The 15,510-nt window shown below is 44.2% G+C and carries 12 protein-coding genes; 5 read left to right on the top strand and 7 right to left on the bottom strand.

Features of this window, described 5'->3' with window-relative positions; genetic code table 11:
• Positions 1-74: 74 nt before the first annotated feature.
• Positions 75-1,271, bottom strand: a complete 1,197-nt coding sequence (locus R7044_RS04180; RefSeq protein ID WP_025766893.1) for a methyltransferase — start codon at positions 1,269-1,271, stop codon at positions 75-77.
• Positions 1,272-1,324: 53 nt separating this feature from the next.
• Positions 1,325-2,299, bottom strand: a complete 975-nt coding sequence (gene cysB, locus R7044_RS04175) for an HTH-type transcriptional regulator CysB (protein ID WP_005388967.1) — start codon at positions 2,297-2,299, stop codon at positions 1,325-1,327.
• A 313-nt stretch (positions 2,300-2,612) separates the two neighbouring features.
• On the opposite strand from cysB, the gene R7044_RS04170 reads away from it, so the two are divergent.
• Entirely contained in the window at positions 2,613-3,377 is a 765-nt protein-coding gene (locus R7044_RS04170) for a hypothetical protein (RefSeq protein WP_033905073.1), read from the top strand.
• 97 nt (positions 3,378-3,474) lie between these two features.
• Positions 3,475-4,245, top strand: a complete 771-nt coding sequence (miaE, locus tag R7044_RS04165) for a tRNA isopentenyl-2-thiomethyl-A-37 hydroxylase MiaE (RefSeq protein ID WP_033905072.1) — start codon at positions 3,475-3,477, stop codon at positions 4,243-4,245.
• Between the two features lie 125 nt (positions 4,246-4,370).
• On the opposite strand, the gene R7044_RS04160 is transcribed toward miaE, so the two are convergent.
• Positions 4,371-5,999, bottom strand: coding sequence for a methyl-accepting chemotaxis protein (locus tag R7044_RS04160; RefSeq protein ID WP_033905071.1), 1,629 nt, complete (start codon positions 5,997-5,999; stop codon positions 4,371-4,373).
• Positions 6,000-6,154: 155 nt separating this feature from the next.
• Complete coding sequence (locus R7044_RS04155) at positions 6,155-6,421, bottom strand: hypothetical protein (RefSeq protein ID WP_033905070.1); 267 nt, start codon at positions 6,419-6,421, stop codon at positions 6,155-6,157.
• 291 nt (positions 6,422-6,712) lie between these two features.
• Between R7044_RS04155 and R7044_RS04150 the strand changes: the two genes are divergently transcribed.
• Entirely contained in the window at positions 6,713-8,041 is a 1,329-nt protein-coding gene (locus R7044_RS04150; protein WP_033905069.1) for a sphingomyelin phosphodiesterase, read from the top strand.
• On the top strand, positions 8,038-8,994 hold the full coding sequence (locus R7044_RS04145) for a hypothetical protein (RefSeq protein WP_064368018.1): 957 nt from the start codon (positions 8,038-8,040) through the stop codon (positions 8,992-8,994). The genes R7044_RS04150 and R7044_RS04145 overlap by 4 nt, the downstream gene beginning before the upstream one ends.
• 84 nt (positions 8,995-9,078) lie before the next feature.
• Here the strand turns inward: R7044_RS04145 and trpS are convergent, their stop codons facing one another.
• Positions 9,079-10,101, bottom strand: a complete 1,023-nt coding sequence (gene trpS / locus R7044_RS04140) for a tryptophan--tRNA ligase (protein WP_005378260.1) — start codon at positions 10,099-10,101, stop codon at positions 9,079-9,081.
• A 601-nt stretch (positions 10,102-10,702) separates the two neighbouring features.
• Between trpS and R7044_RS04135 the strand changes: the two genes are divergently transcribed.
• Complete coding sequence (locus R7044_RS04135; RefSeq protein ID WP_025766898.1) at positions 10,703-11,659, top strand: AEC family transporter; 957 nt, start codon at positions 10,703-10,705, stop codon at positions 11,657-11,659.
• Positions 11,660-11,703: 44 nt separating this feature from the next.
• On the opposite strand, the gene R7044_RS04130 is transcribed toward R7044_RS04135, so the two are convergent.
• Both R7044_RS04130 and R7044_RS04125 read right to left on the bottom strand, forming a co-directional pair.
• Positions 11,704-12,159, bottom strand: a complete 456-nt coding sequence (locus R7044_RS04130; protein ID WP_017635039.1) for a MarR family winged helix-turn-helix transcriptional regulator — start codon at positions 12,157-12,159, stop codon at positions 11,704-11,706.
• Positions 12,160-12,346: 187 nt separating this feature from the next.
• Positions 12,347-15,508, bottom strand: coding sequence for an efflux RND transporter permease subunit (locus R7044_RS04125; RefSeq protein WP_225455366.1), 3,162 nt, complete (start codon positions 15,506-15,508; stop codon positions 12,347-12,349).
• Positions 15,509-15,510: the final 2 nt, after the last annotated feature.

Here is a 15,510-nt window from a genome sequence, read left to right as displayed (position 1 = left end):
TTGTCACGTTTTGTTTACAAAAGCCCACTCATAAGTGGGCTTTTTCATATAGAGCGTTTGGCTATAAAGAATAACTAAATCTTATATGCACAAATTAAAATATTTCTAGGTGTGACCGATTTAGGGCAAAACTCTGACAATCTAACACGGTAACCACGTTCTTCAAGATAAAGCACTTTATCTAATGCGAGCCAGATCTCCAACGGACGTTGAAAAACAAGTTGCACTAAGCTCATTCTCTCCATTTGCCAGAAGCGTTGTTCGCTTAACTTTTCAAAATGAGAGAAATCGATTTCTTGAGGAAGAACAATGCCTTTTTGCTCCGCTGCCCAGCGACAGAACGATTCAAAACCATCACTTAATTGCGACTTACGGATACTCGGCACAGGCTGATACTCTGCCATTCCCAAAGCTTGTCGCGTGATCAAATCAAACCCAAGACGAAACATCATTTCCTGCTGACGATGACGACGCACGCGCTCTCCTCCCGTCACCGTTTGTTGTAATGGGATACGCAGTTCTTGCTTAGACAATGAGAGAGAAGAAGCCCTGCCCGATTCCGACATCGGCTGGTATTGTTCCGACTGAATCAAGTGGTAACAACAAGGTGATATGGTCATCGCAGCAATCCCATTTTCACTGCCGTACTGCATTAGACGAACGTGAAGGTCACCGCATGCATGCAGTGCTACTGCGTGTTGCGTTGGCTTAAACACGGCTTTCGCTTTGCTATCAAACGCGTCGCCTTGAATAAACGTCATCTTCCAATGATGTTCATTGGCTGCTTGTTGTCCCGAATCGCACAGTGCTTGTTGGTATTCAAAGCTGGTTACAGGCTGATCGGTTTGCGTGGTCAGGATTCGCCCCAAGTAACCTTTACCTGAGCACCATTCTAGCCATTCTTCGCCACAGTGTTGTTGAATTGCAGCTTCACCCATCGAGCTAATTTGCTCCAACTTACGTCCCGGAATACCGTTATCTAAACCACGAGCGAGTTCCAAGCCGTTTAACGACAAAAGCTCTAAATGAGTCAGTTTTGCGAGTTGTTCAAGCTCAGGCAAAAACGGACTAAGTGCTTTTAACGCGAGTTCTGGTGCTGCTTTGTATTCTTCGATTTGAGAGGGAGTAAGAGACGCTAGCCATTGGCACAGTCGAGGATGTTGCTCCTGCCAAGGTAATGATGTGTGAATGCTGCTTTTAAAAGGCTCGAATCGCCACAAAGATTGGTTTTCGATTAAGCAGTCATTAATAAATTGAAATTGCGTTTTCATAGCTCCCCCTACAACGAGCGCATTGTAGAGGGAATCGAAACATCAATGAAGTGTTATCTCACCGGAAGCTCGATGTCTTTAAACATCTCTTCGATTTCTGCATTAGACTTCAACGAAATCGCCTGCTCAACCACTGGACGCGTTAAGTGCGGTGCAAAACGCTCCATAAAATCGAACATGTAAGAGCGTAAGAATGTACCACGGCGGAAGCCGATGCTCGTGGTGCTCGCACCAAACAAATGGCTCGCATCTATTGCAACCAAGTCACCGTCCTGCTCTTCATCCACAGCCATGCTTGCAATCACACCCACACCAATACCCATACGAACGTAAGTTTTAATGACGTCTGCATCAGTTGCAGTGAACACCACTCGCGGGGTTAAACCTTCGCGGTTGAATGCTGTATCCAGCTCTGAACGGCCAGTAAAACCGAACACGTAAGTGACTAATGGGTAAGCGGCAAGATCACTGATCGTTACTTTGTCTTTCTTCGCTAGTGGGTGGTCTTTAGGCACAACTATTGAACGATTCCAGTGATAACAAGGCAGCATGATGGCATCTTGATATAAGTGAAGCGCTTCTGTCGCAATCGCAAAATTCGCTGTGCCTTTAGCTATCGCCTCAGACATTTGTGACGGTGTACCTTGGTGCATGTGTAACGACACTTTTGGATAACGAGAAGTAAAACCTTTGATGACATCTGGCAGTGCATAACGAGCCTGCGTATGTGTCGTGGTGATATTCAGCGTCCCCATTTCTGGATGGGTGTGCTCTCCAGCCACCGCTTTGATACTTTCTACACGAGCGAGAATTTCTTGAGAGATACGTACAATTTCTTCTCCAGCTGGCGTCACTTGCGTTAAGTGCTTACCGCTACGTTCAAAAATCTGAATGCCTAACTCGTCTTCCAGCAACCGAACCTGTTTACTGATACCTGGCTGAGAGGTATATAAGCTTTCCGCCGTTGCAGATACATTCAGATTATGGTTTACAACCTCAACAATATACTTCAGCTGCTGCAGTTTCATCGTAATCCCTTACTTATTCATGAGAGAGTTTATTGGCCACTCAAGCGAGCGATATAATAATTAGTTATAACGCGTTCAAATCGAAATGAACAGCAATTTCTAACTTATACCTCAATCACATACTAATAATCTTCAAGCAAGAAACAATATGCACAAAGTTGAGCCAATAAATGACCGAAGTTCTATGATGTGACTTCTATCAGTAACTAAAACGTGGGAGAGACAAAATAATCAAACAAATAAGGTGCCGAGTAAGATAAGATTCATGTATTCTTTAACGCTAGCCGCAGAAAAGTAAAGCAGACGCAAAGATATGAATATTGGTTTAATAATCGCTTTGGTAGCCATCCTACTGGTGTTAATCCTAGGCTATAACATTATGTTGCAATATAAGGTTAAAGTTGAAACCGCAAAAAGGCAGGAATCAGCACGATATGTAGCCTTGATAGATGGTACTGAAGAGTTGATTGGTCATGCGCACCATATCCCTTTTAGTAAAGAGCTGTTGCTGTGTCTAAACAATCGTATTCTTGACGCGCTAGAGAGCATGCATGAGCTGGATCCGAAGAACAAGCAACTTGCTCAACGTATCGAAAATATGAAGCAGCAGATTACGCAGCTAAAAGAGAATGGCCCTACAGGCGAGAGTACCACTTTCAAGATGCCGAGTAGTGATAAACAAGCTATCGTCATGCTTAAGCTGGTTAAACGACTTCGCGACACTATCCGTAACGAGCACAACAAAGGCCGATTGGATACCCAGACCTACGTCACCGAAAATGCGCGCTTGGAAACGATGCAAATTCGCATCAACATTGAAAATGTCATCAAAAGAGCAAACGACTCTATCTCTCGTGGCCAACCAGGCACCGCGCTTCAACTGCTGCGTAAAGGTATCGATGCTTTGAGCACTAAGAGCGATCCTTATTCTATTCAAGCGAAACAAAAGCTTGAAGAGATGTTAGGTGACTTAGATAAAAAGCGCCAAGATAAAAGCGATGCCGAAATGCAGCAGATTGCTGACAAAGAGCGTGACAATGACATGGAAGCACTCTTCGGCGAGAAGAAAAAGTGGTAACATTCACTTCAGGTCAAGAAAGGCTGCAATTGCAGCCTTTTTTCTATCCGCAAGACAACGGATATGCCCAATAAAAATGTGAAGTACTAAAACTAAAATGATGAATCTAGACGCCTATCAAGATCTTCTTGCTCCCATTAACCAATTTCTGCAATGCAGTACACCTGATGAATGGGTAGAGGAAGCAAAGAAACCAGAGAACCTTCAAACCATTTTGTTAGACCACCTACTGTGCGAACTAAAAGCTGGCCAATCTGCCATGTTTTTAATTCGTAAGTATGCCGTTGACCAATCCAGTTCACATGCTCTACTTGACTGGTTTAAGCCCTACGAAGATTTTGCTTACCGTAACGTAGGCTCATTGGAAACTTTAAAAGGCAAGAGCAATATTTCTAAGTCAATCATGGCTAAGTCCGACTCACCATACAGCCAAGATTTGATCGATAAGATGGTGCTTTTGATAAAAGAGGAGTTACACCACTTTTATCAAGTTTTAGAGATCATGGAAAGTCGTGGAATTGAGTATAAAAATATTCCAGCAAGTCGCTATGCTAAAGGACTGATTTCGCATATGAAGACTTATGAGCCGGAAACGCTGATCGATAAACTCATCATTGGTGCGTACATCGAAGCCCGATCTTGTGAGCGTTTTGCCAAACTAGCACCACATATGGATGACGATATCGCAAAGTTCTACATTTCTTTATTACGTTCAGAAGCACGCCATTACCAGGATTATCTTGTATTAGCGGAGCAAATCGCAGGCAAAGATATCAGCGAGCGCATCGCCTACTTTGGACGTATAGAGGCAGATTTAATTTCTACGCCAGATACAGATTTTAAGTTTCACAGTGGTATTCCAGCCTAGCGAGCATATTCTCCCAAGGTTGAGCATACTCTGAACTTATATAGACAGAGAATAAATAAGCCGGAAATTTCGTCCGGCTTATTTATTGTAGCAATGAGGTTAGGAATAAAGCTGAAACACAACAACTAGAGCTGGAATGAACCCATTCGAGTTTTCAAGTTGTGCGCTAGGCTACTAATCTGCTGACAAGCCACAGCCGTTTGTGAAGCTCCCTCAGCCATCTCTGTTGAAGCACTATTAATATGCTCCACACTGCGATTCAGCTCTTCGGATACAGAATTCTGCTCACTGCACGCCGTTGCGATTTGTGTGCTCATTTGCGCTATGTTATCGACAGAATGTTCAATTTCTTTTATCTGGCTATCAGCGTCATTAACTTGCTCAACACACTGAGAAATACCCTCCTGACAATCACGGCTTGAATGCCCTATTTTACTGCTGCTCTCTTGTAGCTGATTAACAATTTCCACAATTTGTGAAGTGGAGTCTTGAGTGCGTTGCGCCAGAGAACGAACCTCATCTGCCACAACAGCAAACCCACGACCTTGTTCACCAGCCCGAGCGGCTTCAATTGCGGCGTTCAGTGCTAACAAGTTTGTTTGCTCGGCAATCCCGCGGATCACATCGACGACCACATTGATATTGTTTGAGCTCGATTCAAGCTCACGTGCCAGTTCATCTGATTCTTGGATCGTATGTGATACACGCTCAATTACTGCGATAGTTTGTTGTAACGTCGCCGTTCCTTGCTTTGCCACTTCCGCAGCCGAATAAGCAGAGGTTGCGCCAACTTCGGTATTTTGTGCCACTTCACTTACAGCAGCTTGCATCTCTGTCATCGCAGAAGCCACCGAGCTAAGTTCAATTTGTTGATTTTGCATACCAGAGGCGGTCTGAGAAGAAATAGCACTCACTTCCTCTACTGCTGCCGTTAGCTGAATCGTTGAGTCATTAATCTCAGAAACCAACGAATGTAAGTTTGTTTGCATACCGACAAGCTCTTTGAGCAGCGTTCCTAACTCGTCTTTGCTCAATTCGCTTTCGTCGATTTGATTATTCAATTGACCCTTGGCGATTTTGGAAGCGAATTCCAGTGCTCGATCAACAGGCCCGCAGATGACTCGAGAAAGCAACATGGCAGACATTACCATGACCAATGCGACGACAAGCGCACCAACAGCAGCGCTGTATTGTGTAAATGCCGCTTCACTTTGTACTTCTTCGCCAATCAAATTTACCAACTCATCGTTCAACGCGAGGGTATCATCCAAGCTGCTCAACGCTTTTGAGTAGGTATCGAAACTTGATAAAATTACATCATTTGCACTTTCAGCATCGCCTTGGCTTAGCAATACGTTGTAAGTCTTCGTTTCTTTGATGTATTGATTCCAAGTTTCTTTAAAAACGCTAAAGGACTGCGTTTCACGCTTATTAAGGTCGAGCTTTTCGTATTCTGCAATACCAGCCTGCACATCAGAACGCCATTGGTCGAGGCCTTTTAACCACTCACCAATTTTGGGGTGATTTGCGTTTGGCAATAAAGAGAACTCATCTTTACGCACTTTAGTAATATCAACTTGGATACCTTTCAAAATCGCAACAGAAGGTAAACTTTTATCTGTTAGCACTGAGATGTCTTTATTCAGTGTTAACAAACCTTGCACCAACATTACTGACACTAAACCAAACACGGCAAAAACGGTTAAATAACTAACCGATATTTTCTTTACGACACTTAAGTCTTTAATACGCATGCACTTTCTCCCCGCAGCCTTTCCAAACCTCTCACTTAAGTGAAAGCTTAACCTCTAAAACGCACTGTTTTTTGCGCTCGATATCATTGAACGCTCTTATATACATCGGCTTGAGAGATCAAATCTTGACCAGTAATTGATAGTTTTATCACATGCTATTTTAAAGATAGGGTCGTATGCTCCGTATTGTGTCTACATCTTTTCATGAGCGCTTCTCGGCGCAGATCCAAGATCTCATCGATGAGCTTTTCTTTCGCGTTTATCCCAAAATGCTGGGCATAATTTTTTACTTTTGCTATCTCATTAGGCTGCAAGCGGTACACCTCTTTCTTTAAACGCGCTTCTGCTTCACTTCTAATCAGACCTTGCTCTTGTAACAATTTAATGATGGTTTCATCGGTTGGATTTACTGCTCTAGCCATGGTGCTCCATCTATCAATTTGAGTTCTAGCCATATGGCTAGATGAATGACGCCGCACAACTTATAGAGCAAAGATGACAGCTTGATTGCAGTGAATGCAATTCGTTGACTGTTGGTATTATTTTCCACCGCTTCAACGGCAACACACTCAATACCTCCACCCTCACCATTGAATAAAGATCACATTCTGATAACAATTTTCAGCACTGACTTAGATGTCATCCATATTTAACGTGCAAGTAACATTTATAAACAAGAATGATTGCTCTAGTTCAAATGATGGAAAAATAAGATGAAATTTTCGCAGTGGAGCCTTTTAGTAAGTAGCTTGATAGCGTTACCCAGCATTGCAGATACCGACGTTTACCTAACGAATAACTCTGATCAACCGTTAACTATTCAAGTAAAACATGAAGGCAGTGATTTGCTTCAATACGGAGAAGAGTGGCAACAACATATGCAGGTACTTGGTCCGTGGGAAACTAAATCTGTATTAAGCTTCAACCGCTGGGAGGGCGTGAAATCAAATCAAACTTACCGTTTTGAAACTGTGGTTTCTAGCCCCGAAGGTGAAAGCATAACACTCAATCAAATAATGGAAGGCCATTGGTACAATTCGACCATTGAATACGGCTTGTCCGCAGCCGATGTCGAGTTATCTCTCAAAGATGATCGTAACATTCATCGTGCCAACACTAACGCTTTTGGTGCGAGAGAAACCGAACTGGCATTTAAGTCAGACAGTACCGCTCGATATGATGATCTTTACTACACCATCACGCCAAGCAAGGTAGCGGAATCTGTCGACAACGAAGAACAAAACCTTAAGTTGATGACTTATAACATCTGGGCGTTGACGGCTATTGCATCGCACATTGGAGATCGTTACGAACTGATTCCTCAACATGTAAAAGGTTACGATGTTTTGGCACTGCAAGAGGTGTTTGCCAGCGGCCGTGAAGCATTCTTACGTGAGTTAGCCAAGGAATATCCTTACCAAACAAAGATGTTAGATAAAGAAGGCGTTAATATTCATGATGGTGGCGTAATCATAGTTAGTCGCTACCCTATCGTGAATGAAGCGCAATATGTCTTTCCCGATTGCTCTGGTACAGACTGCTTTGCCGATAAAGGCGTAAATTATGCGGAAATAATTAAAGGTGGTCAGGCTTATCATGTGTTTGCTACCCATACCGCATCTTTCGATACAGACACCGCCCGTGAGTATCGTCAGCGCCAGTTCAAACAAATCCGCACACTCGCCCAATCTCTTAACATTCCTTCAAGCGAAACTGTGGTATACAGCGGCGACTTTAACGTAAACAAAAGAAAGTTTCCTGGTGACTACCAACAAATGATCGCTAACTTAAGTGCCATAGAGCCTCACTACTCTGGTTACACGGAGTCAACCTTTGATCCCCGTATCAATAACTTCGCAGGTGAAGCGTTATCAGGTGGCGAAAACGTGGAATACCTTGACTATGTTATGGTGAGTAGTGAATACGGGGTGAAATCATTCAATGACAACCGTGTAGACGTACCGCGCACAACCGCAGAGAGTTTATGGAAACACTACAACCTTTCTGACCATTTCCCAGTAAGCTCAACAATCAAGCCATGAAGAAAATCGCTTTGATAATCATGTCCGCCATTATGGCGGGCATGATATTTTTAACTTTCAGTCACGATGTTCAAAAAGAAGAGCTCGCTTCCTCTCCTTCCCCTAAGACAAAAAATCAGAATGTCTCCAGTACATCACCACAAACAAGCAGCATCGTGCCCGATACAGATACTTCACCACAAACCGCTAAGCTCCCTTCCACAGTTCAAATAACGACTGAGCGATTAACTCAACTCAAAGGCAGGAAACTTGTCGCCGAACTTGAGACGTTTTGGCAAGAGTGTATGTTGAACCGTAGTTGTGAAGAGCAGGTCGCCTTGTTTGAGGCGCATTTATCTTCAGCTCGATTCCAGCTTTTGGCGAACTACCCTCAGCTCAGCAGCCAATGGCAAGAGAGTGTAGGAAATTTGTTATTTGATGAGCAACAATCACTGGCGTCGCGTGTTGCACAGCTGAAGAACGAAGCAAGAAGCATCTGGGGGGAATTGGCTGATGTTGTTTTTGCGGATGAGTTCGCGCTGTACGATTTCAACTTAGAAGCCCAAAAGCTGGACACTCAAAGCCCAGATAACTTTTTGCGAGCTTTCGAGCAACTCACCATTGACTGGCAAGAACATGCAGGTGCTATCGGGCTAACAAGCGACCAGGAAAAATATGAGCGTGCGGTCACCCTGATTCCTAATAGTATGAGCCTACCAGATCGCTTGGCGATCATCGCAGAGCTAGAACGAACTTACTTAACGAAAGAAGAAACTAAAAACATTCACGCTCGTGAGCAACAAATTGCTGAGCAAAAAGAGCAAGTCAGAGGTTACCAACAAGCATTGCAACAACTTGAGTCCAGGCTCAGAAAAGAGAGAGCCACAAGCCATTCAAATTTGTCAGAACCGGAATGGCAAAGCTATTACCAACAAGAAGTCGCGGATTTTCGTCGTGAATTTTTTTCTTCTTAATAATGCGCTTTGACTGACTGGGAACTTAAAAAGGCACGTTGCTAACCAGCCGTCGTGCCTTATGTTCAACTCTCTACTTTTAATTCAGAACAAATTTAAACCAAATACATCTTTCACATCAAATAGCACTTTTTCGGTTTTCTCGCGAGAACGCTCACTACCTTGTTTTAAAATATCAATCAGCTGCGCTTTATCATTCAAATACATAGCGCGCTTTTCTCGAATAGGGCGAAGCATTTCTTGTAAGCATTCTTCTAACACTTTCTTGGTCAAACCATCACCTAATCCACCTCGTCGATAATGGTCTTTTAGCTGTTCGACATAATTTTTATCAGGATGAAAAGCATCGAGGTAGATGAATACAATATTCCCTTCGACTTGGCCAGGGTCCTCAATTTTCAGATGATTGGGATCGGTATACATAGATTTCACTGCCGCGGAAATCTCCTTTTCGGAGGCGCCTAAGTTGATTGCGTTCCCCATGCTTTTAGACATCTTATTTTTACCGTCAGTACTCGGCAAACGAGGTGCATCGCTAAGTAATGGACGGCATTCTCTAAGAACCTCTTTTCCACCCAGATGGTTTATTTTTCTCACGATTTCATTAGTTTGCTCTAACATCGGCAGTTGGTCATCACCCACTGGTACTAGCGTCGCATGAAACCCCGTAATATCAGCAGCTTGAGAAATTGGATACGTTAAAAAGCCTGCGGGAATAGAGCGTTCAAAACCTTTACTCTGAATCTCATTTTTAACCGTAGGGTTTCGCTCTAATCGTGCGATAGAAACAAGATTACTGTAATACATTGTCAACTCGGCTAACGCTGGAATTTGAGACTGCAACGTGATCGTAGTTTGAGCGGGGTTGATACCAACAGCCAAATAATCTGCAACGACGTTGAGAATATTAGAGGATACCTTTGATGGATTATGCGCGTTATCCGTCAACCCTTGCATGTCCGCGACCAAGATCGTTTGCTCGTGCTCCGTTTGCAATTTGACTCGTTGTTGCAATGAACCAATATAGTGCCCTAGGTGTAATGGACCTGTTGCTCGATCTCCGGTAAGTATAATTTCACGCTGAGATGTATTTTTATGGGTATTCATATTTGTCTCCAAGTATTTAATAGATCGCTACTGGAGATAAAAAGATCAAACACTCTTAGCTACCATCCAGCAGCTTAAGAATGTAAGTATTCCGCGCCGCTCTATTTAGAGCGCCACCAAGAGAAGGTTGTTAATGAAGGGCGAACGTGTATTTTCATGTTTTTTAAACTAACAGCACACACCGCAGAACTCAATCTGTTTTGTACTGAATTAGTGTGAGTGTTCCAACAGCCAATTAAGAGGATTACATTGGTAAAGACATCGCAATGACCAAAACCGCACCAAATACCGAACCAGAGACAAACGCACACAGTACAGTTTTGTTGTGTTTCCTTTTCATTGATGAACTCCTATCCATAACTACGATGACCAGCCCTCACATCTAATACGCATGTGGATGCATCACGACAACGAGTTAACCAACATATCGCACGTAGGACCAGTACCGCTTTGTTAAATTGGGACCTCGTCCATAACTTGGAGTGTAAATGACTCCGGAACCTACAACAGAAGAAAATTTCATCACGTTACTGTCCTACCCTCCGGGTTTGTGGCTTAATAGGCAGCAGGAACACTTTTTTCTTTTGCTGCGGATACTTACATGGAAGCTGTTTTACATCAGTTGCAATTCTCTTTGTCGATAACCGGACCTATCTGTTTGATGTTGGTACTTGGCGTTCTTTTTAAGCGCTTTGGTCTAATCAACGATAATTTTATCGAAGTAGGCTCTAAACTGGTGTTTCAAGTTACCTTGCCTGCAATGTTATTTGTCAGCATTGTGGCTTCAGAACACGACTTTTCCGCGGCAAGTGGATTCGTCAATTTCGGCGTCATCGCTAGTATTTCGTTTTTCATTTTCACCTACCTTTCCGTCAAACTTCTGTTCAAAGCATCGCCTGACCAAGGCGTTCTCATCCAAGGTGGGTTCCGAGCAAATACAGGTATTATTGGTATCGCTTACGTTGCCAATGCGTATGGTTCTCAAGGTGTGGCGCTAGCAGCGCTCTATGTCGCGGTCACCACATTTATTTATAACGTCCAAGCGGTAATTTGCTTATCGCCCAAGGGGGCAACGTCTGCCTCGCAAGCAGCAAAGATGATGGGCCGAACACTGACTAGGAATCCGCTCATAATCTCCATTGTTCTAGGAATGGCTTTTTATTTACTCGCTATTCCAGTACCGAATGTGGTTATTGACGCAGGAGACTACTTGTCCAAAATGACATTGCCTTTGGCGCTGTTGTGTACGGGTGGCTCACTTGACTTTAGCTTGATGAGAAAAGAGAAAGGTCCATCTTGGTTTGCGAGCAGTTACAAGCTCATCGTAGCGCCAGTCATCATCACCATGGGAGCTTACTTAGTAGGATTTCGAGGAATTGAGCTAGGTATTCTTTTCTTTATGAACGCCTCTCCAGTCGCTGCTGCCAGCTATGTCATGGCGCGTTCCATGGGAGGCAATGCCACGTTAGCTGCAAATATCATCGCACTCACTACGGTGCTTTCTACCGTGACCTGTACGTTGGGCATCCTATTTCTTAAGTTCTACAGCTTAATATAATTGGTCCGCGATAAAATAAAGACGCTAAACGGCATTGATGTAAGTTACTGGTCGTGATTCGCAAAAGTGAGCTTTCTTACCAGACGAAAAAATTCACTCGCTTCAGATTCCGACAAACAAGAAAAAAACTCTTTCTGTAAATTCGTCATGATTTGATGAACTTGCTTTAAAGCATTTGCTCCCTCTTTTGTCATGCTTAGCATTTTAAGGCGCTGATTCGATTTACTTTTAGAAACTTGAACAAACCCTCTCTTTTCCAGATTGTCCACCATCCGCTTTGCTACACTTCGCTCAGTTCGAACCGCATCAGCCAACGCTTGCTGGCTCATAGGTTGAAATTCTTCTAAAGCGGCCAGTGCACTTGCCATTTCTAGTGTCATCAAATTTTGCCGAGACAGCTCGGCTTGGGCACGATTGCGGTACATGCGCTGCATCACACCGCAGACAAACATAGGGCTTTGATCCAAAACGGAAATTGGGGAAATTTTCTGATCTTTCATCGTCGTTTTTCTTCTTTAGGCTTTCATTCGGCCGAAAAGGCTGTGCTGATACTGCACACAACACGCCGTCTTTCAGGCTCGCGTCATAGACGGTAACCACCAAGTGAAAACATAAAATAAAGAGCGCCGAAGCGCCCTTTAATCGTGTTTATTATCACTAGTATAACTCAGTTAAAACAAGCAAGTCCTACTCGCTTTGCTGAGTGGGTTTAGTGCTGGTCTCAGACAACTCTGCCTCCGACTCTTTTCTCGCACGTCGATCAAACAATCGCTCAACCACTACAAAGAAGATTGGGACGAAGAATATACCCAATATCGTGGCACTGATCATGCCACCAAGTACGCCGGTACCCACTGCGTTTTGACCTGCCGATCCCACACCTGAACTAATAGCTAGTGGTACCACACCCAAACCAAAAGCAAGCGATGTCATGATAATTGGGCGCAGACGAACGCGAACAGCATGTAAGGTTGCTTCGATAAGCCCAGCGCCTTTCTCGTAGTAGTCCTTTGCAAACTCAACAATCAGAATGGCGTTTTTGGTTGCCAAGCCGACCGTAGTTAATAAGCTCACCTGGAAGAACACATCGTTATCCATACTGCGCGTCATTACCGCAAGCACAGCACCAAGCACACCAAGAGGAACAACTAACACCACGGCGAAAGGTACTGACCAACTTTCATACAAAGCGGCAAGAACTAAGAATACGACGAGGATAGATAGCGCATATAGCATTGGCGCTTGGTTTCCGGAAAGGCGCTCTTCATACGAAATACCATTCCAGTTCACCGTGAAACCTTCTGGTAGCTTTTCTACCATTGCTTCAATTTCTTCCATGGCTTCACCAGTACTTACACCAGGAGCTGCACCGCCTTGAATATTCATTGCTGGCAAACCATCAAAGCGCTGCAAAAGAGGAGAACCATAGGTCCACTCGCCACTCGCAAAAGCAGAGAAAGGCACCATCTCTCCCTTAGCGTTGCGTACGTACCATGAATCGAAGTCTTTTGGCTGCATGCGGTATTCCGCATCACTTTGCACCATCACTTTCTTCACACGACCGCGGTCAATATAATCGTTAATGTAAGCCCCGCCCCATGCAGCTGACAGGATTTGGTTTACGTCATTGATACTGACATCCAAAGCACGAAGTTTGACGTGGTCAATGTTCACTTTGTACATTGGCGCATCTGCCTGACCGTTTGGACGAACACCGACAAGTTTCGGGTTTTGTGCTGCCATGCCCAGAAGTTGCCCTTGAGCCGCAACTAATGCATCGTGCCCTTTATTCAACGAGTCTTGGAGATAGAAATCGAAACCTGTCGAGTTACCTAGCTCTTGAATCGCTGGAGGGGCGAACGCAAACACCAAAGCTTCTTTAATGGTAGAGAAGTACCCCATCGCTCGGCCCGTAATGGAAGCCGCATCAGCGCCAGGCGCTTCACGCTCAGACCAATCTTTCAGGCCGATAAATGCCATCCCCATGTTTTGGCCTTGACCTGCGAAACTAAATCCAGCAACGGAGAAGACAGATTTTACATTGTCTTTTTCGTCTACTAGGTAAAAGTCACGCATTTTCTCAAGTGTTTTTTCCGTCTGTTCTTGTGTTGAGTTAGGCGGCAAAATAGCCATTGAGAATACTGTGCCTTGGTCTTCATCTGGCAAAAATGACGTTGGAAGGTTCATAAATAACCAGCCAGCACCTGCACTCATTGCCAAAAATACAACCAACATGCGACCTGTGCGTTTTAGAAGTTTGGCAACGCCGGTTTCATAGCCTGCTGTCATCGTATCAAACTTGCGGTTAAACCAGCCAAAGAAGCCTTTCTTCTCTAGAAGCTCAGCATCGCCTTTTTTCAGCAACGTAGCACACAATGCTGGAGTCAGAATTATCGCAACCAAAACGGAAAGCGTCATAGCCGCCACAATAGTTATTGAAAACTGACGGTAAATAACCCCGGTAGAACCAGACATAAACGCCATAGGGACGAATACCGCTGAAAGCGTCAAACCGACACCAATCAGGGCACCAGTAATCTGTCCCATCGATTTTTTGGTCGCTTCTTTGGGCTCTAAACCATCTTCATGCATCACACGCTCGACGTTTTCTACCACAACGATGGCATCATCCACCAGCAAACCGATAGCCAGAACCATCGCGAACATGGTTAACGTGTTTACGCTAAATCCAGTCGCGTACAAAATAGCGAAGGTTCCGAGCAATACGACAGGCACTGCGATCGTTGGAATGATCGTCGCACGGAAGTTCTGCAAGAACAGGTACATGATTAAGAACACAAGAAGAATGGCTTCTAATAGCGTTTTAACCACTTCTTGAATCGAGGCTTTGACGAATGGCGTTGTTTCAAATGGGTAAGCAATCTGCAACCCTTCTGGGAACGTTGCACTCAGTTGCTCTAAGCGCTCTTTTACCGCATTGGCGGTCTCAAGCGCGTTTGCGCCAGTACCTAATGAAATACCTAACCCCGATGCTGGGAAGCCATTATATTGGCCTCGAATATCATAACTTTCTGCACCACGCTCAACGCGAGCTACATCTTTCAAATAAACATTCGAACCACTGGCGTCGGACTTAAGAATGATGTCTTGGAACTCTTCTACACTGCTCAAACGACTTGCAGAAGAAATCGTAGCATTCAACAACTGACCTTCCTGCGCAGGTGCCGCACCCAGTTGACCTGAAGAAACTTGCGCGTTCTGTTCACTGATCGCGTTCGCTACATCGATTGCGGTCAAGTTGAACTGCGTAAGCTTAAAAGGGTCCAGCCAAACTCGCATTGCATACTGCGCACCAAACGCCTGCACTTGTCCTACGCCAGTTACACGACTTATCGGGTCTTGAATATTCGTTACAACAAAGTCGCCGATATCGTTTTCTGTAAAGTCAGGATCTTCAGAATAAACTGCGACAACCATGAGAAATGCCGTATTGGATTTATTGACGACAATACCTTGGTTTTGTACCTCCATCGGCAATGAAGTCAATGCCAATTGCAGTTTGTTCTGCACCTGTACTTGCGCGATATCAGGATCAGCTTCGCTATCAAACGTCAGGGTAATTGTCGCATTACCAAATGCATCACTGCTCGATGATAGGTAGCGAAGGTAATCTAATCCTGTCATGTTTTGCTCGATAACCTGCGTTACCGAGTCTTCAACGGTTTTTGCTGATGCACCTGGATAGCGAGCACTGATGGTGATCGTCGTCGGTGAAATCGTTGGGTATTGCGAGACGGGTAAATTGAATAATGACATTACCCCCGCCAACATCGTTAGAATCGCGAGAACCCAAGCAAATACCGGACGATCGATAAAAAATCGTGCCATGA

It is taken from the genome of Vibrio sp. 1402 (assembly GCF_033340275.1).
The sequence above is the reverse complement of the archived record's forward strand: the minus strand, read 5'-3'. Positions and strand labels throughout refer to the sequence as shown.

Coding starts and splice junctions, on each gene's coding strand:
- R7044_RS04180 (WP_025766893.1), bottom strand. CDS start 1,271: ATGAAAACGCAATTTCAATTTATTAATGACTGCTTAATCGAAAACCAA.
- cysB (WP_005388967.1), bottom strand. CDS start 2,299: ATGAAACTGCAGCAGCTGAAGTATATTGTTGAGGTTGTAAACCATAAT.
- R7044_RS04170 (WP_033905073.1), top strand. CDS start 2,613: ATGAATATTGGTTTAATAATCGCTTTGGTAGCCATCCTACTGGTGTTA.
- miaE (WP_033905072.1), top strand. CDS start 3,475: ATGATGAATCTAGACGCCTATCAAGATCTTCTTGCTCCCATTAACCAA.
- R7044_RS04160 (WP_033905071.1), bottom strand. CDS start 5,999: ATGCGTATTAAAGACTTAAGTGTCGTAAAGAAAATATCGGTTAGTTAT.
- R7044_RS04155 (WP_033905070.1), bottom strand. CDS start 6,421: ATGGCTAGAGCAGTAAATCCAACCGATGAAACCATCATTAAATTGTTA.
- R7044_RS04150 (WP_033905069.1), top strand. CDS start 6,713: ATGAAATTTTCGCAGTGGAGCCTTTTAGTAAGTAGCTTGATAGCGTTA.
- R7044_RS04145 (WP_064368018.1), top strand. CDS start 8,038: ATGAAGAAAATCGCTTTGATAATCATGTCCGCCATTATGGCGGGCATG.
- trpS (WP_005378260.1), bottom strand. CDS start 10,101: ATGAATACCCATAAAAATACATCTCAGCGTGAAATTATACTTACCGGA.
- R7044_RS04135 (WP_025766898.1), top strand. CDS start 10,703: ATGGAAGCTGTTTTACATCAGTTGCAATTCTCTTTGTCGATAACCGGA.
- R7044_RS04130 (WP_017635039.1), bottom strand. CDS start 12,159: ATGAAAGATCAGAAAATTTCCCCAATTTCCGTTTTGGATCAAAGCCCT.
- R7044_RS04125 (WP_225455366.1), bottom strand. CDS start 15,508: ATGGCACGATTTTTTATCGATCGTCCGGTATTTGCTTGGGTTCTCGCG.